The organism is Paenibacillus sp. J22TS3, from assembly GCF_018403205.1.
In the GTDB taxonomy this organism is placed as follows: Bacteria; Bacillota; Bacilli; order Paenibacillales; family Paenibacillaceae; genus Fontibacillus; species Fontibacillus tuaregi.
In genome coordinates this window covers 649,876-670,603 of the sequence record NZ_BOSF01000002.1, presented here as the reverse complement: position 1 = coordinate 670,603, position 20,728 = coordinate 649,876, and the positions used below count along the sequence as shown (strand labels likewise).

General features: G+C 48.2%; 21 protein-coding genes. 3 read left to right on the top strand and 18 right to left on the bottom strand.

All coding sequences use genetic code 11. The annotated features are described in order from the left end of the window. Nucleotides 1–86: 86 nt before the first annotated feature. The 3 genes from KJS63_RS09005 to spoVAD are packed head-to-tail and all read left to right on the top strand — an operon-like array spanning nt 87 to nt 2,481. Entirely contained in the window at nt 87–947 is an 861-nt protein-coding gene (locus tag KJS63_RS09005; RefSeq protein WP_213618791.1) for a DUF421 domain-containing protein, read from the top strand. A gap of 14 nt (nt 948–961) precedes the next feature. Beyond that, a complete protein-coding gene (gene spoVAC, locus KJS63_RS09000; RefSeq protein ID WP_213618790.1) occupies nt 962–1,465 on the top strand; it encodes a stage V sporulation protein AC in 504 nt (167 codons plus the stop codon). A 2-nt stretch (nt 1,466–1,467) separates the two neighbouring features. Beyond that, a complete protein-coding gene (gene spoVAD / locus KJS63_RS08995) occupies nt 1,468–2,481 on the top strand; it encodes a stage V sporulation protein AD (RefSeq protein WP_068619191.1) in 1,014 nt (337 codons plus the stop codon). Nucleotides 2,482–3,003: 522 nt separating this feature from the next. On the opposite strand, the gene pduL is transcribed toward spoVAD, so the two are convergent. The 18 genes from pduL to yfmH form a co-directional block, all read right to left on the bottom strand. Next, nucleotides 3,004–3,576 (bottom strand): phosphate propanoyltransferase, encoded by a 573-nt coding sequence (gene pduL / locus KJS63_RS08990; RefSeq protein ID WP_068619193.1) that lies wholly within the window; start codon nt 3,574–3,576, stop codon nt 3,004–3,006. A gap of 117 nt (nt 3,577–3,693) precedes the next feature. Beyond that, entirely contained in the window at nt 3,694–4,560 is an 867-nt protein-coding gene (locus tag KJS63_RS08985) for a 2-oxoacid:ferredoxin oxidoreductase subunit beta (protein WP_068619195.1), read from the bottom strand. Between the two features lies 1 nt (nt 4,561). After that, complete coding sequence (locus KJS63_RS08980; protein WP_068619197.1) at nt 4,562–6,334, bottom strand: 2-oxoacid:acceptor oxidoreductase subunit alpha; 1,773 nt, start codon at nt 6,332–6,334, stop codon at nt 4,562–4,564. Nucleotides 6,335–6,547: 213 nt separating this feature from the next. Further along, nucleotides 6,548–7,534, bottom strand: a complete 987-nt coding sequence (locus tag KJS63_RS08975; protein ID WP_244862540.1) for a dipeptidase — start codon at nt 7,532–7,534, stop codon at nt 6,548–6,550. Between the two features lie 95 nt (nt 7,535–7,629). Continuing rightward, nucleotides 7,630–7,890, bottom strand: coding sequence for a stage V sporulation protein S (locus KJS63_RS08970; protein ID WP_006286829.1), 261 nt, complete (start codon nt 7,888–7,890; stop codon nt 7,630–7,632). A 125-nt stretch (nt 7,891–8,015) separates the two neighbouring features. Next, the gene (locus KJS63_RS08965) at nt 8,016–8,810 is read right to left on the bottom strand and encodes a TIGR00282 family metallophosphoesterase (protein ID WP_187386143.1); all 795 of its coding nucleotides are present in this window, start codon (nt 8,808–8,810) and stop codon (nt 8,016–8,018) included. A 99-nt stretch (nt 8,811–8,909) separates the two neighbouring features. Next, nucleotides 8,910–10,451: a ribonuclease Y gene (gene rny, locus KJS63_RS08960; RefSeq protein ID WP_068619203.1), complete on the bottom strand. Its 1,542-nt coding sequence runs from the start codon at nt 10,449–10,451 to the stop codon at nt 8,910–8,912. A 316-nt stretch (nt 10,452–10,767) separates the two neighbouring features. Beyond that, complete coding sequence (locus tag KJS63_RS08955) at nt 10,768–11,610, bottom strand: regulatory protein RecX (protein ID WP_213618789.1); 843 nt, start codon at nt 11,608–11,610, stop codon at nt 10,768–10,770. A gap of 81 nt (nt 11,611–11,691) precedes the next feature. Further along, complete coding sequence (gene recA, locus KJS63_RS08950; RefSeq protein WP_213618788.1) at nt 11,692–12,753, bottom strand: recombinase RecA; 1,062 nt, start codon at nt 12,751–12,753, stop codon at nt 11,692–11,694. Between the two features lie 265 nt (nt 12,754–13,018). Continuing rightward, on the bottom strand, nt 13,019–14,287 hold the full coding sequence (locus KJS63_RS08945; RefSeq protein WP_213618787.1) for a competence/damage-inducible protein A: 1,269 nt from the start codon (nt 14,285–14,287) through the stop codon (nt 13,019–13,021). A 57-nt stretch (nt 14,288–14,344) separates the two neighbouring features. Further along, a complete protein-coding gene (gene pgsA / locus KJS63_RS08940) occupies nt 14,345–14,932 on the bottom strand; it encodes a CDP-diacylglycerol--glycerol-3-phosphate 3-phosphatidyltransferase (protein ID WP_068619217.1) in 588 nt (195 codons plus the stop codon). Nucleotides 14,933–15,163: 231 nt separating this feature from the next. Next, nucleotides 15,164–15,655: a YajQ family cyclic di-GMP-binding protein gene (locus KJS63_RS08935; RefSeq protein WP_068619218.1), complete on the bottom strand. Its 492-nt coding sequence runs from the start codon at nt 15,653–15,655 to the stop codon at nt 15,164–15,166. Between the two features lie 259 nt (nt 15,656–15,914). Further along, a complete protein-coding gene (locus KJS63_RS08930) occupies nt 15,915–16,082 on the bottom strand; it encodes a hypothetical protein (RefSeq protein ID WP_213618786.1) in 168 nt (55 codons plus the stop codon). Nucleotides 16,083–16,179: 97 nt separating this feature from the next. After that, nucleotides 16,180–17,298: a helix-turn-helix domain-containing protein gene (locus KJS63_RS08925; RefSeq protein WP_213618785.1), complete on the bottom strand. Its 1,119-nt coding sequence runs from the start codon at nt 17,296–17,298 to the stop codon at nt 16,180–16,182. Between the two features lie 33 nt (nt 17,299–17,331). Next, nucleotides 17,332–18,099, bottom strand: coding sequence for a YmfK family protein (locus KJS63_RS08920; protein WP_068619220.1), 768 nt, complete (start codon nt 18,097–18,099; stop codon nt 17,332–17,334). Between the two features lie 230 nt (nt 18,100–18,329). After that, complete coding sequence (locus KJS63_RS08915) at nt 18,330–18,584, bottom strand: DUF3243 domain-containing protein (protein WP_068619221.1); 255 nt, start codon at nt 18,582–18,584, stop codon at nt 18,330–18,332. Between the two features lie 96 nt (nt 18,585–18,680). After that, a complete protein-coding gene (gene ymfI / locus KJS63_RS08910) occupies nt 18,681–19,448 on the bottom strand; it encodes an elongation factor P 5-aminopentanone reductase (protein ID WP_244862539.1) in 768 nt (255 codons plus the stop codon). Then, complete coding sequence (gene yfmH, locus KJS63_RS08905) at nt 19,445–20,728, bottom strand: EF-P 5-aminopentanol modification-associated protein YfmH (protein WP_213618784.1); 1,284 nt, start codon at nt 20,726–20,728, stop codon at nt 19,445–19,447. The genes ymfI and yfmH overlap by 4 nt, the downstream gene beginning before the upstream one ends.

Genomic DNA, 20,728 nt, shown 5'->3' with positions numbered 1-20,728 from the left:
TTAATACTTTGTTAGAAAGCCGCCCAAAAACAAATAATGCAAAGGAAGAGTCCAACACCGCCATAAGTAGGAAGGGAGTTACTGTAATGCCAGATTGGTTACAAGTTATAGTTAGAACGCTCGCCGCCGTCATCTTCCTCTTTATCCTGACCAGACTGCTCGGTAAGAGACAAATATCGCAGCTCTCCTTTTTTGAATATATTACCGGGATCACTATCGGGGACCTGGCCGCCACTATTTCCTTGGAGCTGGATGGCCATTGGTCTCTTGGTGTAATTTCGTTATCGGTCTGGGTTGCGGTGTCTTTAGGTATAGAATATCTCCAGCTGAAGAGCAAGAGAGTACGGGGAATTATAGACAGCAGCGGCACGGTTCTGATCAAGGACGGTAAAATACTTGAAGACAATCTGAAGAAAGAAAAGCTAACGAATGAAGAACTGATGGAACAGCTTCGGAAGAAAAGCATTTTTAAAGCAGCCGAGGTTGAATTTGCGGTGATGGAGCCAAATGGGGAAATTAACGCTTTGCTCAAGAAAGAAAACCAGCCGCTTACCCCTTCCATGCTGGGGATCAAGGTTGCACCGGAGATTGAACCCCAGGCCGTAATTCTTGATGGTGTAGCTATGGAAGAGCCGCTGGCCACAATCGGGAAAAGCATGGGCTGGCTGAAGACAGAGCTTGATAAGCTTGGCGTATCCTTGGATAACGTGTTCCTCGGCCAGGTAGATGCATATGGACAATTGTATGTCGATTTATACGATGATCAGATTAAAGTTCCACAGCCCCAGGAGAAGCCTGTCCTGCTTGCCAATCTGAAGAAATGTGAAGCGGATCTGGAGCTGTTCGCTCTCTCGACCCAGGATGAGGCAAGCAAGAAGATGTTCGAGCAATGTGCGGCAAAGCTTGAAAAGGTTATCCAGAACACCAAACCGCTGCTTAAAAGTTAGGAGTCAGAGAAATCATGTCGAATAAAAAGCACAAACAAAAAAGCCAAAACAAAAAACTGACCCCTGTCCAGCAAGATTACAAAAAACTGTCGGACAAACACGAACCCAAACGTCCTGTATTCACCAACTGTATTCGGGCATTTCTTGTTGGGGGACTCATTTGCCTTATCGGAGAATGCATCCGTCAGGCATTTATCCACTATGGAGGCTTTGATGAAAAGAAAGCTGGTGATCCGACAGTCGCTGTGCTTATCCTGATCTCGGTTATCATCACCAGCCTTGGCTTCTATGACAAAATCGCCCAGTGGGCCGGAGCCGGAACTGCTGTGCCGGTAACCGGATTTGCCAACTCGATGGCCTCCTCGGCCATCGAACACCGCAGAGAAGGTATTGTGCTTGGAATCGGAACAGGCATGTTTAAGCTCGCCGGCTCCGTTATTGTCTTCGGTACTGTTGCTGCCTTTGTTATTGCCTTAATCCACTTACTGTTCATACCTGGATCGACTGGAGGTTCCTAATTATGCTAAAAGGCCATCAAAGCTGGGTTTTCGAGAACAAACCCCGCATCATATCCACCTCGACCATTGTAGGTCCATTTGAGGGACAAGGGCCACTGGCCAAAGATTTCGACATTGTTCATGGGGACTTGTATCTGGGTCAGGACAGCTGGGAAAAAGCCGAGAAGACCCTTATCGAGGAATCCTGCAAGCTTGCGATCGAACATGCGGGTCTGACCAAAGAGGATATCCAGTTCCATTTCGGCGGGGATTTAATGAATCAGATCATCAGCAGCAGCTTCGCTGCCCGTACGCTCTCCATCCCCTATTTCGGTTTGTTCGGTGCCTGTTCCACCTCGATGGAATCACTAGCGCTCGCAGCGTTAGTAGCGAACAGTGGAGGAGCCAACTATGTGCTCGCCGGAACCTGCAGCCATAACGCGAGTGCTGAGAAGCAGTTCCGCTATCCGACGGAGTACGGCTCACAGAAACCTCCTACCGCGCAGTATACGGTTACCGGAGCGGGTGCCGCGGTTGTAGCTGGATCGGGAGACGGGCCTGCGATCACCTCGGCTACAATTGGACGGGTAGTGGACATGGGCATCAGCGATCCGTTCAACATGGGGGCAGCTATGGCTCCGGCCGCAGTTGATACCATACAAGCCCATTTCCGCGATATGCAGCTTGAACCTGGTTACTATGACCTAATTGTCACCGGGGATCTGTCCAAGGTTGGATACGCTATTGCCAATGAGCTGTTTAAAAAGCATAATTTCCCGATCGAACAAACGACATACCAGGACTGCGGCATGCTGATCTATGATTATGAGAAGCAAAATGTCCAGGCCGGGGGTAGCGGATGCGCCTGCTCTGCGGTGGTAACCTACGGGCATCTGTTAAGAAGAATGCGCAGGGGTGAGCTTCGTCGCATTCTGGTTGTAGCGACCGGAGCCCTGCTTTCCCCTCTTTCCTCGCAGCAAAAAGAAACGATTCCTTGTATCGCCCACGCGGTTGCGATTGAGCGGCAGGAGAGTTAAGAGTGCCCAAACACGGCTTGTTATGATGCTTACCTCACACCTCTTCCCCACACAAAGACAGACGGAATTTCTCCCTCTGTCTGTTCTTTGTGTCCACCGAAGCCGGTGAGGAAAGTCATGAAGAGGCGGTTTGGGACTGAAGAAGCGACAGCGTTCGCCTTTATCCTCCGATTTCTACTACTGCCTAGTTCAATCAGGAAATCGGAGGATAACAGCGATCGGAAGCCCAAACCTTCTCGTAATGACGCTTAGCTCACCACCTCTTCCCCATACAAAGACAGACGGGAATTCTCCGTCTGTTCTTTGTGCTGACGGTGAGGAAAGGCATGGAGAGACGTTTTTGGGACTGAAGAAGCGACAGCGTTCGCCTTTATCCTCCGATTTCATCCGCTGCCCTAGTCCAATCAGGAAATCGGAGGATAACAGCGATCGGAAGCCCAAACACGACTCGTAATGACGCTTACCTCACCACATCAGCACATAAAAAAAGACGGGACATGAATGTCCCGTCTTCTCCATACCCTATTCGATAATTTCAGCCGTATCGCCAGTCTTGGCTCCTGCCGCATTGGCTTCGTCCGTGTCAATATGCATGTCCAGCGCATAGGAATCCGATACACGGGCGATCACATTCTCCAGAATCAGTCCACGCTCACCGCTTAAGCGAACTTTAAGCAGCTGCTGATCCTTGATTCCCCATTTTTCCGCATCTGAAGTATGGAAATGAATATGACGGGCAGCTACAATCACTCCCTGCTCCAATTCCACTTCACCCGCTGGTCCTTTAACGGTGATGCCTGGAGTACCTTCAATTTTACCGGATTCACGGACAGGCGCCTTCACACCGATCGCGAATGAATCTGTACGGGAGATTTCAAGCTGGGACGCGGGACGAGCCGGCCCAAGTATACGAACCTTATCGAACTGGCCCTTAGGACCGATCACTGCTACAGTTTCGTTCGCAGCGAACTGTCCCGGCTGGGATAGAGGCTTAAATTCCGTCAACTGGTAGCCTTGTCCGAATAGAGCTTCAATGTGCTCCTGGGTTAAATGAATATGACGTGCAGATACACCTACTGATACAGTTTTACTCATGGTAGAGTGCCAACTCCTCTTTTTATCTCTATAGTCTTTCAAATCGATACCCATTATACAACTTTCTTAAACAAAAGGAAAAGGCAGCAGAGAATTCTGCCGCCTTTTGCCATAATATTATTTGAATTCTGCCACAAGCTTGTCGAAATCGCTCTCGCTCAGCTGCAGGTTCTGACTAACCAGCGGCTCTTCGCGGAAGCCTGGAACCAGGTTCTCGTAGCTCTTCTTCTCTTTGTTCTGGTAGATCAGGCCCGTAATCATGCTGTTGGTCTCCATCAGTTTGGTCATGGCCATCACCCGGTTGCTCGGATCGTAATCCGGCACGGTCTCCAGATTGATAATGTTCTCTTTGAACCAATCATAAGTATTCACTTTATTGAACGTCACACACGGACTGAATACGTTGATCAAGGAGAAGCCTTCGTGCTGAATTCCCTGCTCGATAAGGGAAGTGAGCTGCTTCAGGTCGCTGGAGAAGGACTGGGCAACAAATGTCGCTCCTGCGGACAACGCAATTTCAAGCGGTGACAGCGTCGTCTCGATTGAACCTTCTGGAGTACTCTTAGTCTTAAACCCTTCACCACTACGCGGGGATGTCTGGCCTTTAGTCAAGCCGTAGATCTGGTTATCCATGACGATGTAAGTCATGTTGATATTACGGCGAATCGCGTGTACGGTATGACCCATACCGATCGCAAAGCCGTCACCATCCCCACCGGACGCAATGACAGTCAGATCGCGGTTAGCGAGCTTAACACCTTGGGCAATTGGCAACGCACGGCCATGGATACCATGAAGACCGTAGGCATTGATGTAACCTGAAATCCGTCCGGAACAGCCAATACCCGAAATTACGGCAAGCTGCTCAGGCTCCAAACCGACGTTCGCAGCTGCGCGTTGAATCGCCGCTTGTACGGAGAAGTCGCCGCATCCTGGGCACCAGTTCGGTTTGACGTTGTTGCGGAATTCTTTAAAAGTTGCCATCTTACACCAACTCCTCACTTAATTTCTGAGCAGATGGTCCATCGCTCAGCACTTTCTTGCTCTCAGCATAAACCTCTGAAGGCAGGAACGGATTACCGTCATATTTCAATACACTGTTGATTTTCTCGTGTCCAACATTAAGTTTAATCAGGCTGGCAAGTTGTCCGGTCGCATTATTCTCAAGAACAACAACCTTCTTAGCCTTTTTAATCTGAGGTAGAACTTCTTTTACCGGGAACGGATGCAGCAGGCGAACAGTCATATGATTAGTCTTTACGCCTTCGGCTTCCAGATGCGTGCGCGCCTGATCGATTGTTCCACCGGTGGAACCCATTCCGATAATCAGAAGATCCGGATCCTCGTAAGGCGCCTGAACATGAACCGGGTTCTCCACTTCGATATTATCCAGTTTGCCAAGACGCTTATCCATCATCTTAATGCGGTTAACCGGACTTTCCGAAGGACGTCCTGTCTCATCGTGCTCTACGCCGGTTACGTGGTGAATTCCATTCTTCGTTCCTGGCAGGGAGCGGGAAGAAACGCCACTTTCCGTTAATTCGTAACGCTTGAAGAGGGAGCCGTCTTCACGGGCTGGAATTTCAGTCACGATATCTCCGCGATCGATTACGATTTTGCTGTAGTCCAACATTTCGCAGGACTGTTTACCCAAGGACAACTGAAGATCTGTCGCGATAATAACAGGCACCTGGTATTTCTCAGCGAGGTTGAAAGCTTGAACGGTGTCGTAGAAGCACTCTTCAATAGAACTTGGGGACAGCACGATCTTAGGAATTTCACCGTGTGTTCCGTAGATCAGAGCATGAATGTCACTTTGCTCCTGCTTCGTTGGAAGACCTGTACTTGGTCCCCCGCGCTGGGTGTCGACGATAACGACTGGTGTCTCTGTCATACCAGCCAAGCCGATAGCTTCCATCATAAGGGAAAGACCAGGGCCTGCTGAAGCTGTCATCGTTCTTACGCCCGCATAGTTCGAGCCGATCGCCATAGTAATGGCTGCGATTTCGTCTTCAGTCTGAACAACTGTACCGCCAAATTTCGGCAGTTTCTTGATCAGATATTCCATAATCTCGGAAGCTGGAGTAATCGGATATGCACTCATAATGCGGCATCCGGCAGCAAGTGCTCCCAGTGCGATCGCATCGTTACCAATCATGAACAGCTTCTGCTTGCCGTCAGCAGGCTCGAGCTTGAACTCTTCCAGCGGTCCGCCTGCAAGTTCCAGAACGTATTCTGCTCCGCGGCGCACAGCCTCGATATTCTTCTCAACAATAGCCGGACCTTTGCGTCCGAACTCTTCTTCAACCGCTTTATTAAATACTTCGAGAGGCAGTCCAAGCAGTGCCCAGGATGCGCCCGAAGCCACCATATTCTTCATCAAAGATGTTCCAAGCTCTTCGGCAATCGCCGTAATTGGAACTGCAAACAGTTTAGCCGTTGTTCCTTCCGGAACAGTCGGATTGAATTTAGCGTCAGCCACGACAACTCCGCCATCGCGAAGCTCATGGGCATTAAAGTCAATGCTCTCTTGGTCAAATGCGACCAGTATATCCAAATCGTCTGAAATTGCACGAATCGGGCTTGTGCTGATGCGAATTTTATTGTTTGTGTGTCCGCCTTTAATCCGTGAGGAGAAATGACGGTAACCGTACAGATAGTATCCCAGTCTGTTCAGAGCTGTAGAGAAAATCCGGTCGGTACTTTCAACGCCTTCACCTTGCTGTCCACCGATCTTCCATGATAATTGACTAATCAAGATCGCCCACCCCTTCAATCGTATCACTAGGAGATATAAATTTGCTTGATTCAAAGAATTAGAGGCATTGGTATATCTAAAGACCTATGCCAGTTATGAAAATTCTGTTTCATAACCATGTCAATTTTATGTCTACCGCGTTTAAAAAGCAAGCGTTTTCTCGACATTTTCATATAGTTGTTTTCGATCGAAACGATCTCTACAAAAGATTGATTAAAGCGTTTTCTTTCTTTTGGGAAGATGGGTCCGCAGGAAGGATTCGGCATTCCCAAAAAGCCAACTTTTAACCAATGTTTCAGGGTAATACCTTAACAATTCCCCGATCAAACCCGGGTAACATCCGGGATTCTCAAGTCCCGTTATATAAGAGTCTATCCCATCGAAATCCGAACCAAACATAAGCTGCCCGCTTCCACCTAAGGAACAGATGTGCTCGATATGACGAATCAGATCATGAATATGGACTGGGCCGCCCGCTTTGACAAAATACGGGACGAAAGTTATGCCTATTCTCCCATCCATCTCAATAATCGCTTGAATCTGATCATCCCTCAGATTTCTCGGGTGGGCATAAATTTGATAGGCATTCGAGTGGGATGCAATAAACGGCTTCTGTGCCTTGTTTGCCATATCCACCAGCTCCCAGAAGCCTTGGACGGACAGATGCGAAATATCCAGCGTTATCCCAAGTCTGTGACACTCAGCAATCAATTCCAGGCCTTTGTTCGTAAAGCCGGCCCCCCGCCGCTCCATCACGCCGTCAGCGGCCCAGTTCGCAAAGTTCCAGGTTAACCCGAGGAACCTGACACCCTGCTCAAATGCAATGCGCAGATACTGCATATTTCCTTCCAAGCCGTCTGCGCCTTCTATGGACAACAGCCCCAAGGGCTGATTAACTTGACGAAGCTGGTCCAAATCCTCCCGCCAGCATAGCGGTCTTACCCCAGCCCCGGCAACCTTTTTGTTGAAAATATCAAGCTGATCAAGCACGTGATGGAATCTCGCGGGTCCCAGCCTCTCTGAAATATAAATTGCAAAGGTCTGGATCTGTACACCGCCTTTAATCAGTTTGTCCAAATCCACATCAAGCCGGGAGTCTTGGCTGAAGGAAATCCCGGAGTCGAACTGCATTTTGTAAAGTGCATCACAATGAAAATCGATAACTTCGTAAGACAATAGAATCACAAGCCTTTCATTCAAAATTTAGGCGCTTTCCCCTATACTCTAAGGCCAGAGTGTGCCAAAACGCAAAAAAGCCCGTCTACGAATGTAAACAGGCCGAATTTTTGTACGGATTATCTCGGCTCTACGATCAGCTTAATCGCCGTCCGATCTTCTCCATCAATGACAATATCCGTAAAGGCGGGAATACAAATCAAATCCACTCCGCTAGGAGCTACGAATCCCCGGGCAATTGCAACGGCTTTGATGGCTTGATTCAAGGCACCCGCTCCGATAGCCTGAAGTTCAGCAGCGCCACGTTCTCTGAGCACTCCTGCTAGCGCGCCGGCAACGGAGTTGGGATTGGATTTTGCTGAAACTTTTAATACCTCCATGGTAAGTACCTCCTGGGAATGATGGTTTGCTTCCACTAATTAATCCTATTCGGGTAAAGTGAAAAAATTCCTTCTTTATCCATCCTGTTATTTCCAGTAAAGTACTTACCCGCAAGGCGGCTTCTCTAATCCATCACCCATTCATCTTCACGGAGACGGATTTTCTTGATGCTGACGGCCCGCCCGCTGGCATCGTCAATGTCAACAAGGACCGCATGGAAGTGCCATTTTCCCGAATCCACCTGGAATCTGACTGGAAGCTGGGTCTTGAACTTGCGCAGTACAGCCTCCTTCTCCATGCCCAAAATGCCTTCACGCGAACCTACCATGCCCACATCAGTGATATAGGCTGTTCCCAAGGGGAGAACCACATCATCATTGCTCTGCACATGAGTGTGCGTCCCAACGACCATGGACGCTCTTCCTTCGAGATGCCAACCCATCGCAATCTTCTCGGAGGTTGCCTCTGCATGGAAATCCACAAGAATGTTCTTATGCTTCTGTCTCAACCGGTCGACGATTTCATCGGCCGCACGGAACGGACAATCTATCGCTGGAAGAAAAGTTCTGCCCTGGAGGTTCACAATGGCAAGTTCTTTGCCCCCTGCCTTAATGACCGTGCTTCCTAGCCCTGGAGTACCCGGAGGGAAATTCGCCGGCCGGACCATTCTTGGCTCATCATCGATAAAATCAAAGATTTCTTTATTGTCCCAAGTGTGGTTCCCCATGGTCAGGCCATGAATCCCCATATCAAAAAAATCCTTGGCAATGGCTTCCGTAATTCCGCGTCCAGCTGCCGCATTCTCCCCGTTGGCGATAATGATGTGGGGATTATATTTCGTCTTCAGCGAAGGCAGTGTCTCCTTAAGTGCCTTGCGGCCTGTATTCCCTACGATATCCCCTATAAACAGCACTTTCATGTACTTCATTCCCTTCTATGTAGGGAGACCTGAATTTCCCCCTCAAGTCCCCCTCAATGAAAAAGCGGCCCCATACAGGGCCACTTCTCAGCATATCCTTTACTTTGCGTATTCAACCGCCCGGGTCTCACGAATGACCGTTACTTTAATATGTCCCGGATAATCCAGTTCACTTTCGATCATCTTCGTAATATCTCTGGCCAAGCGGAAGCTTTCAGCATCATCAATTTTCTCTGGTTGAACCATTACACGGACTTCTCGTCCGGCTTGAATTGCATACGATTTCTCAACGCCTTCGAACGATTCGGAGATTTCCTCCAATTTCTCAAGACGACGGATATACGTTTCAAGGGTTTCACGGCGGGCTCCAGGTCTTGCTGCAGAGAGGGCGTCAGCCGCACCTACCAGCATAGCAATAACTGAAGTAGCTTCCACATCACCATGGTGCGAAGCAATACTGTTAATCACCACCGGATGTTCCTTGTACTTCTTCGCCAGCTCTACGCCAATTTCAACATGAGAGCCTTCCACTTCATGATCAAGCGCTTTACCAATATCATGCAAAAGTCCGGCACGTTTTGCGAGAACGATATCCTCGCCGAGCTCTGCTGCCATAAGTCCAGTCAGATAAGCTACCTCCATAGAGTGCTTCAGCACGTTCTGTCCATAGCTTGTCCGGAACTTCAGTCTTCCAAGAATTTTGATCAGATCCGGATGCAGAGCATGTACTCCTACCTCAAATGTGGCCTGCTCGCCGTATTCACGAATCCGCTCATCCACTTCCCTGCGTGATTTCTCAACCATTTCTTCGATTCTCGCAGGGTGAATCCGTCCGTCCGCAACCAATTTCTCAAGTGCAGTCCGTGCAATCTCACGGCGGATCGGATCAAAGCCCGACAGAATAACCGCTTCCGGAGTATCATCGATAATAAGGTCGATCCCCGTAAGTGTCTCTAGAGCCCGGATATTCCGTCCCTCACGTCCAATGATACGTCCCTTCATTTCTTCGTTAGGCAGGGTGACAACAGATACTGTAGTTTCAGCTACATGGTCTGCAGCACAACGCTGAATCGCGAGTGTAATGATCTCCCGGGACTTCTTATCCGCTTCCTCTTTTGCCTGCTGTTCGATATCTTTGATCAGTTGAGCTGATTCATGGCGCACTTCCTGTTCCACGTTAGTCAGAATAATGCTGCGTGCATCTTCCATTGTGAGATTGGAAATACGTTCAAGCTCGGAGACCTGGTTTTTGTAGATCAAATCGATTTGCTGTTGAGTCTCCTCAATTCGTTTCTCTTTGTTAGCCACTTGCTCTTCTTTGCGTTCCAGTGATTCTAATTTTTTATCCAGCGACTCTTCCTTTTGCAACAGTCGTCGTTCCTGACGTTGGGTTTCATTCCGACGTTCACGAATGTCTTTATCAGCTTCGGCTCTGAGCTTGTGGATTTCATCCTTAGCTTCAAGAACCGTTTCTTTCTTCAGCGCTTCTGCATCTTTTCTTGCGTTATCCAAGATCTGACTGGCAGCATGTTCAGCACTGGAAATTTTAGCTTCTGCAAGAGATTTGCGAATAAAATATCCGATCACGAACCCAAAGAATAGTGCGGCTACAACGAGAATAATCGAAATCCAAGGTTCCATTTCTGTTCACCTCCTCGTTGATTAGTCCAAGGCATTCCCTGGGATGTGTGCAGTTGTCAATAATGTTCCATTCATCATCATACAAATAAAACGATGTACACATGCCAATTTCAGAAAGCTGCTCATGTTGAATTCTGTGGAAAACCCACAGAACCTGTCAGGCAGTATACCATCCTAATTGGTAACTAGAATCCTCATATAGAAGTCACATTCTTTGGAAGGAAAAAGGGACTCTATGCTTACAGATTCATGTTCATTTTATTATTTGGTGAAAGAAATTGTCAAGCATATGACAGGCTTTTGACTATCTGTAGAGTCAATCGAGCCTGTCCAAATCGGCCTCTTCTTCCTCCGAATCCGCCTGATCCTGTATCAATGAGCGCAGTACCCTGGAAACAAGTGCTCCCGAGAAGCCCCTTCTCATTAGATAAGCACCCGTCTTCCGCTTCCGATCCATGACTTCCCCACTGGTCTGCCGCCACTTCTTGGCACCCATCGCCAAGGCGCTATCGTATTCCTCCTCTTCAGGAACACCCCCGAGAGCTTCCTCTATGAGAGGCTTGGAAACCCCTTTCTGACGAAGTTCCTGCCTGACCCACATCTTACCCTTGCCCCGGTTCCGAACACGCTGAGCAGCCCATTCCTGTGCGTATAGGGCATCATTAATCAGCCCCTCTTTCTCTAGCCGTGCAACCGTTTCTTGTATAATGCCTTCTTCCCGGCCTTTCTCCTTAAGCCTAACCGAAATCTCCTTGCTTGTCCGGGGCTTGCGGCTTAGGTAGTTCAGGGCCTCCACATAAGCCTGCTGCTTCTCATCGGCGGCTATAATTTCCAGCAGATCATATTTGGTAAAGGAGTTCCCTTTAATCATTCTATACTTAATCATGACATCTTCATGAACCTCAAGATCATGCGGGCCAAACCGGATAAGATAACGGTACTTCTGCTTCTTCAAACTTTCAACAGAGGTAATGCTCAGAGCCTCGTCTTCAGGAAAATCAGCAAGACCGTCCCTCTTCTCCTCCTCAACAGTATCCTCCGGACTATCAGGAAGGTATTCTGAAATATCGTAAATCCCCCGCTCGGTAAGCGAAGGCTCTGATTTCCGGCTGACCGGAGATTGTTGGCCGCACTCTCTTGTCTTGAATCGCTCATCCATAAGTCTGTCTCCCCGAAATTAAATAGAAGACGCCCTGTCTCCGGTAGATACCTTCGATCAGAGCGCCGTTATTTATATGATTTATTCGTCTGCAAACAGTGCAAGTTCTTCCTTGCTATCTTCCTCAAGTTCACTTGCTGAAGCCACAGGCACCACATTCGTCAAATTGCTGGCCTCACGAATTTTATTCTCAATGACATCCGCTACTTCCGGATGTTCTTTCAAGAACTGCTTGGCATTCTCGCGGCCTTGTCCAAGACGTTCACCTGAGAAGGAATACCAAGCACCACTCTTATCAACAATATCTTGTTCGACACCGATATCGATAAGACTTCCTTCCTTGGAAATCCCTTCACCATACATGATATCAATCTCCGCTTGCTTGAATGGAGGGGCCACCTTGTTCTTAACGACCTTGATTCTTGTACGGTTACCTACCATGTCATTGCCCATCTTGATCGTTTCAATACGGCGCACATCAAGACGAACCGTGGAATAGAATTTCAGAGCGCGTCCACCAGGAGTGGTCTCCGGATTTCCGAACATTACGCCCACCTTCTCACGAAGCTGGTTGATAAAGATCGCAATCGTCTTGGATTTGCTGATTGCACCCGAGAGCTTCCGCAGCGCCTGGGACATCAATCTTGCTTGAAGCCCTACGTGGGAATCCCCCATCTCGCCTTCGATCTCCGCCTTAGGAACCAACGCGGCAACGGAGTCAATAACAATAATATCAACCGCGCCACTGCGTACCAGAGCCTCGGCAATTTCCAGCGCCTGCTCGCCTGTATCAGGCTGGGACAGAAGCAATTCATCGATATTAACGCCCAGCTTGCCGGCATAAGATGGATCAAGGGCATGCTCCGCATCAATGAATGCAGCTTGTCCACCGGTCTTCTGCACCTCTGCGATCGCATGAAGGGCAACCGTTGTCTTACCGGAAGATTCCGGTCCGTATACTTCAATAATCCGGCCCCGAGGAAGTCCTCCAGTGCCAAGTGCTATATCCAAAGCCAATGAACCACTGGGAACAATTTCCACCTGCATATGAGTAGATTCCCCAAGTTTCATGATAGATCCTTTACCGAATTGCTTTTCTATTTGACGAAGCGCCATATCTAACGCTGCACGACGATCTGACATTAGCTCACATCCTTCAAAATGATAAATACAGGAAAGCTTTACATATATAATTGTATCGTGTTTAGAAGCGTTTGCCAAGCATTTTTTAGAACATACATTCGTTTTTTTTGAAATGGACACCTCTCTCCCTGATGCCGCACTTCTCAAACAAACAACAAAAAAGAACCGCAGCAATCGCTATTCGTTCGCCACGGTTCTTCCGTATTTAGATTATAACTTAGAATGACTTCGTCTGCAAGAAAAGGGCAGGCCCTGTTTCTTGGGCTTAATCAGCCTGGGCGTTCAATTCTTTCAAACGGCGCCACAGGTGATACAGCACGGATTTGGCTGATCTTAAACGGATCGTATCTCGATTTCCTTTAAGGTTTAGTTCAATGGATCTCGTCGCTCCATTCCGTTCCGAGATGCCGATATACACCAGTCCCACAGGCTTGCGTTCCGAATAAGCAGGACCGGCAACCCCGGTAACCGAAAGACCGAAATCCGTATCGGTAATGATCCGTACCTGCTCGGCAAGCACTTCTGCGGTTTCTTTGCTCACTGCCCCCGGCGCGTTCTCACCTTCGAGCAGCTCAGCCGGCACATTCAGCAGCTTCTTCTTCATTTCATTGGAATAACAGACAATTCCGCCAAAGAATACGGCTGCGCTCCCGGGAATCGAGGTGATCGCTTCCATAAGAAGCCCCCCTGTGCAGCTCTCGGCTGCGCTAACGGTCAGATTCATCTCCGTCATCATTTCAACGATGACCTGCTCGATAGGCACGTCCCGGTTGGCGTACAGGAATTCGGGCAAGCGCTGCTCTATGATCTTTTCCATGTCATCCAATTTGTCCAGCGCTTCACTTTCAAGCGAAGCCTTGGTAGAGAGGCGTATGGTCACTTCGCTCTCCTTGGCGTAAGGAGCAATCGTCAGATCGCCTTGGGCTTCAATCAAATCCAGCAGCTGTGTCTCAAGGGCCGATTCCCCGATACCGGCGAACTTCAGCATTTTAGAATAAATCGGGGTCTCGTCCGTAAGCACATGGCTCAGAATCCACGGCTTGGCCTGCTGTTCGAACATAGGGATCAGCTCTTTGGGAGGGCCCGGCAGGACAATGTAATGTTTCCCGGCCTGTGAGACCGCATTTCCGACAGCAAGGCCTGTCTCATTGGGAAGCGGGGTTCCCCCATCGATAGCGAGCGCCTGACGGCGGTTATTCTCTGTCATTGGACGGTCTCTGTCCTTAAAGAAACGGTCAACATGATCCATAGCCTGACGGTCAATATGCAGCCCGCGTCCAAGACTTGCCGCCAAGGCATCCTTGGTCAGGTCGTCCTGGGTCGGTCCGATCCCGCCGGAGAAAATAATCAGATCCGCACGTTCCTCGGCAATTCGGATTGCCTGCTGGAGACGACCCTGATTATCACCGACAACCGTCTGAAAGTACACATCGATTCCTAATGCGGCAAGCTCCGCCGACAAATACCGGGCATTGGTATTTACAATTTGGCCGAGCAGCAGTTCTGTTCCTACAGCAATAATTTCTGCTTTCATTTGAACGTCACAACTCCTTCATAAGAAGGGCACACAAATATCCGCTTCTGAATTGGTTTAGACTTTGGAGAAAGATAGGATTTTCTTGTTCTTAATAAAATAATCGATTCCCGAATAGATCGTAATCAAGGCTGCAATCCAAATCGCAATCTCATCAAACGGGAAAGATACCCACGCAAACGGAAAGTTATTAAGCATCAGCGCTGAAATCGCAATGATTTGGGTTATCGTTTTTAATTTACCCCACTTGCTGGCGGCAATAACAGAACCTTCAAGAAGCGCCACTTCCCGAAGCCCGGTAACCGCAAATTCCCTGCTGATTATAACTACCGCAATCCAGGCATCACATTTGCCTATTGCCACCAATGAAACCAATACTGCCGCCACAAGCAGCTTGTCTGCCAGAGGGTCCAAAAGCTTCCCCAAATTGGTCACCATATTGTTCTTGCGGGCAAGATAACCGTCGATTCCATCGGTACTTGCAGCGATAATAAACAACAACGCTCCAATGAGATGATTTAGTGGAAGCGTGTAAGAGCCCCATGTTAACGGGTAGGACCACCAATCGAAGTCCACAAGCAGGAAGACCAGCATGATCGGTATCATAAATATACGGGCCAACGTAATCCGGTTGGGCAAATTCATTGGACACCCTCCCCTGGCATATCATCGATTGAATATGTAAAAAAATGAACAAAGTTCCCTTCAACAATTCTTTGCACAGTACAACCGTATCTATCTGTCATTTTGTACCCCCAATGATCTGATGCCGTTCCCGATTTAATCCCTACAAGTATAATATACGGTCTATACCCTGTCAAAATGAAGCAGGGCCTCATAAATATGCAAAAGCAGCATATCAAGAGACCTCATACTTTATTTCAGATTTGTAAATTGAAGGTCCAATGGCAGGTCTGCCTTCCGAAGCATTTGGATAACACTTTGAAGGTCATCACGGCTTTTGCCCGTTACACGAATTTGATCTCCCTGGATCTGGCTCTTCACTTTCAGTTTGGAGTCACGGATCAGCACATTGATTTTCTTCGCATTATCCTGGTCTATTCCGGATTTCAGGGTAATCCGTTGACGAACAGTACCTAGTGAAGCCGGCTCCACCTTGCCATATTCCAGGTTTTTGATTGGCAGGCCACGTTTGATCATTTTGGTCTGCAAAATATCGATAACCGACGCCAGCTTATATTCATCGTCGGATACTACTACAAGGACATCCTTCTCCACGGTTACGGAGCTCTTGCTGTTCTTGAAGTCAAACCGGGTCTCGATTTCCCGCTCTGTCTGCTGCAGCGCATTGGTCAGTTCTGCCATATCCACCTTGGATACGATATCAAAAGAACTCTCATTACTCATTTAATCACAACTCCTTCTTACTCTTATGTTTTAATATTATAAGAAAAACTGGATTTGAAGTCCAACCGATACTCTTAAGGTTGTTTTTCTTGCGTTTCACTCGTGGTCTTCCCCCGAGGCTTTGCTCGTTCATCTAAAACAAAAACTGGATTTGAAGTCCAACCGTTTCCCCTAAGGTCGTATTTTTTGCGATTCATCGGCTACCTTATAAAAACAAACAGGCGTCCCCCGGCTTAAGCCGTGAAGGACGCCTGTCTGATTAATATTTCTGCTGCCTAGATATCCCGCGAAGTAGATCAAACGCTCCGCATAGTACAAGGGCAAGGCCGAAGCCTGACAGCCCGTACCCCCACGCATCAGGTGTTAAGTAATACCCAAGCAAAGTGAGGATGATACCAAGACCTGTGATAATCCAGCTAATAGTCATTTGAAGGGGACACCCTCTTGTACCGATATAAGATGCTGTGTACGGCCAACCTTAGGTTTAGGGTATCCGTCCGCCAGCACCGTTATGCGCGGCTAAATTATTGAGTATTTGTCCCGCTCTCTGTACCGGAACCTGTCCCAGTTCCTCCAGTGCCGTTATTCGTGCTGTTTGTGGAATCATCTGTTGTGGAGCCATCGGTTGTGGAGTTGGATGTTTGGGTACTTCCATCGCCCGAACCTTGATCCCCTGTACCATTATCGAGTTTTAATTGAATTCTGGTCGTGTTCTTCCCGTCTGTGACTACTTGGCCACCGACAGTGATGACCGTATTATTCGAGTTACCCGACTTGATGTAGAGCCCTTCCGGTCCCAGATCAAAGGTCTGCACTTCTCCATCCTCAATACTCTTATAATAAAGCTTCTCCCCGCGGGAAGTTCCTTTGCGGATATCCATCCAGCTTTTACCGGAAGCTTTGATTTCCACTTTAACCGGTGTATTCCCGGTATTTGCAACCTTGAACACAGTCGTGCTGCCCTTCTTGCCGTCAGGCGTTACTGTTACGGCTCCCGTACCTGTGGTGTCCGTTCCAGTACCCGTCTGGCCTCCATTTGTCCCGTCGCCTGTTCCAGTACCTGAATTATTCTGGCCTTGGTTAGCCCCGGTCTGACCTTGGTTATTGGTTCCGGTCTGGCCTTGTCCCGTATTCTGATTACCACCCTGAGCCGGTGGTGTAGTCGTCTCTGTCTTAGGTGGTGTAGTGTTGTTAGGGGTCTTCGTATTCGTCGTCACCGGTGTTGGGTCCGGGGTTTTGTTATCCTTCGAGCTGTAATTACTTGATATTACAATGTAAATTACAATCACGATAATCGCCGCAAAAGACCACATCAGTGTCGTTGACAGCCATTTCGAATTCCGCTCATTTGCCGCATGACTGCTTCTTCTCTTCTGAATCACCGGTTCCATAGTTGGTTCCGGCTCAGTTACCGGCACATCCTTGCGGTGTTCTTCTAGCAGCCCATCGGCATCCACACCAACTGTTTCCGCATAAGTCTTAATAAAAGCACGCACATAAAAGCTTCCTGGAAGAACCTTATAATCTCCAGCCTCGATGGCTTCGAGATATCTCTTCCTGATTTTTGTCATTTCCTGAACATCGTCCAGCGACAAACCTTTTTGAAGTCTGGCCTCCTTCAATTGCTGGCCCAGATCCGACATGCCATCACCTCCTGTAAATATTTGATCAAGCTGTTATTCATCAACCGAATAGAGTGTGGTGAACGTATCATACACGATTTCCTCTTCCGGATTGTTTCGAAGTTCAATAATAATGTCAAAATCACTGTATTCGTACTTGGATTCTTTAATGAAAATATCCGGATGTTCAATAACCTTCGTGGAAGGCATGGACATGATATCCTCAAGCAGCTGGTAATGCTTCTCGTTGGACCGGATCGTGCTGATGATCCCATCGATAATAAACACGTTGTTAGGATTGTTCTCGTCCTCAGACAACTGGCTTCGAACCGTCTGCCTCAGCAGGGTTGACGAGACAAATGTCCATCTTTTCATCGAACACACACTGCCAGCGATAATCGACTCCGTCTTGCCCACTCGGGGCATACCCCTCAGGCCAATAACCTGATGTCCATCCCTCTTAAATAATTCACCCAAAAAGTCAACAAGCAACCCAAGCTCATCGCGGGTAAACCTGAAGGTTTTACGGTCGTCGCTGTCCCTATCTATATAACGGCCGTGTCTCACAGCCAAAATATCCACAAGCCTTGGACTACGCAAAGCTAGCACCGTGATACTCTCTACCTTCGCAAGCATCTGGCCCAGAAGCGCAATCTTCTCGTCATCCTCACATTCCAACAACATACCGCGGGTCTGTCCTTCTACCCCGTTAATCGTCAGGATATTTACTCCAAGCATACCGAACATGGATGCAATATCCCCCAAAAGTCCCGGCCGATTTCTATGTATTTTGTACTCCATGTACCATTGAGTTTGTTTCAACCGGCTTCACCTCTCCCTATCCATACTGCTGCATATTTCGACAAAACCTAATTCAAATCCTGCCATCTCTACATCAATCGCTAAAAACAGCCAAAAACGATGGCTCATTTCCTAACCATCTTGGATTGAACACATATACTTGTTAATGATATATAAAATAAAATTGAAAGGCAAGTGCAGCTCAGTATATGGCAGAAAAGCCCCCAAATGGGAGCTTTTCCAATGCTGAACTACGAGTATTTCTTGGCAAGCTTCACCATCAATCGGGCAATGGTTCTGCGCTCTTCCTCATTACCAACATCCCAGATCTCTTTGAGAGCCCGGTTGGACGCATTCTGAGGATCGACCTTCTCTTCAAGAAATCCGCCGATTTCATAGGCCAAGTTGGAAATGCTGTCCTCACTTAGACCTGCTCTTTCCGCATGTTTCACCCTGTCACCAAGGAACTTCTTCCATGAATCGAAATTGCTCAGCACTGTTGACATGATAAATCCTCCTTCGCACTGCGTTAAGATTTAAGATCAACAGTTGTAATATGTGATTCTTGGAACCTAATTATGCAATGCGGCGGCTGGATATGATTATGTAATCCAGCCCCCGTTAGGGCTGATAATCTGTCCTGTAATATAGCTTGATTCGGGAAGAGCCAAGAAATACACCAGCGAGGCAACCTCATCTGGGTCAGCAAGCCGGCCGGCCGGAATCTCTTCCTCCAGCCGGCGGATCTCAGATTCCTCAAAGCTGTTCATCATATCCGTGCGGACCGCACCCGGAGCTACAGCGTTCACGGTAACCATCGAAGGGGCCAACTCTTTGGCCAGCGCCTTGGTGAATGCATTCACGCCACCTTTGGCCGCAGAATAAGCAACCTCACAGGACGCTCCCGACATCCCCCAAATTGAGGATACATTAATAATTCTTCCAAACCGCTGCCGAATCATAAAAGGCATAAATGTCTGTGTACACAGAAAAACACCTTTTAAATTCACGTTCATCATTTCGTCCCACTGCTCTTCCGTTAAGTCCTCCAGCATGCCATACCCGGCAATTCCTGCATTATTGACCAGAATATCCGGGTATAGACCATGGTCATCCAGCTTCTCTTTCATCCGCAGGATATCATCCTTCGATCTTAAGTCAGCACTAAGGGTAAGTACCTTTACTCCATGTGCCAAACATTTGCGGGCGGTTTCATTCGCTTTCTCATGGGACTTGCCATAGTGGATAATCACACTTAATCCTTCCATGGCAAATCGTTCAGCAATGGCCGCGCCAATTCCCCGACTTGCTCCCGTAATTAATACGGTCATATTCTTGATGCTCTTCTCTCTCCCAGCTTCCAAAATCATTCCGGACTCACCACAAGCGACACCGCCAGCTGATCCCAATTAATGTGATCTCTCAGGCGCTGATTGACATCTTCAAGCGTGATCGACTCATAAAGCGGAAGCACGTTAAAAAAGTCCCCACCCCGCAGCCGATAGCGGGTAAACTCATGGGCAATATTCTCCGGAGAATTCATCATCCGCAAATAACCGCCGATCTTCTTCTTGCGGGCCCTTTCAAAATTCTCTGCCTTAAATCCGGCTTCCATCAATGTATTGATCTCCTCAGTCACCACGCGGAGCAATTCATCCGGATCACGGGTATCTCCTCCTATAGCGGAGAAGGCATAGTTCGGATCGCTGTTATACTCGTGGCCGAAGCTGTCTGAGATCAGATCCATATCGTACAGCTTCTGATACAGCTCCGTGCTTGAACCGAATAGCAGATCCAGCACCAGCTTGGTGGTCAGGTCCTGCTTGACTCGTTCTTCCCCCGTAATCCCTAGGCGGGTTTCTTTGAACCCGAAGAGACACTTCGGAAGTGATACCGGGAGCCGGGTAACACGGCGGCGCTCATTTACTCCTGCAGGCTCATCCTCAAACAGGCGATCGATCTCACCCTGCGGCTGATAGTTTTTCTTCGCTTGGTTCGTTCTTACCAGCTCAAATACTTCCTCAGGCTCCACTCCTCCAACGATGAAGAGCAGCATATTGCTTGGATGGTAAAAGGCGTTATAACAAGTGTACAAAGTTTCCTTGGTAATCGTACCAATCGACTCCACCGTTCCTGCGATATCAATATGAACCGGATGCGTCTTATACATCGCCTCGATTAGTCCGAAGTATACACGCCAATCCGGATTATCCGCATACATCCCGATCTCTTGGCCAATAATTCCTTTTTCCTTCTCCACATTCTGGTCTGTGAAATAAGGGTTTTGAACGAAATTAATCAAGGTCTCCAGATTAGCCGGGATATTCTCAGTAGCCGAGAACAGATAAGAGGTCTGATCGAAGCTGGTAAACGCGTTGGCTGAAGCGCCTTGAGAGGCAAACGTGGCAAAAATATCACCTTCAGGCTCCTCAAACATTTTGTGCTCCAGGAAATGGGCGATTCCATCAGGCACGGAGATTTCCTCCTGCCCCTCCACCCGGAAATGATTATCTATAGAGCCGTATTTAGTTGTAAACGTGGCATAGGTCTTCTTGAAGCCCGGCTTCGGAAGGACGTAGACTTGAAGTCCGTTATCCATGACTTCGTGATACAGTGTCTCTTGAAGCTGTTCGTAATGAATTTTGTCCAC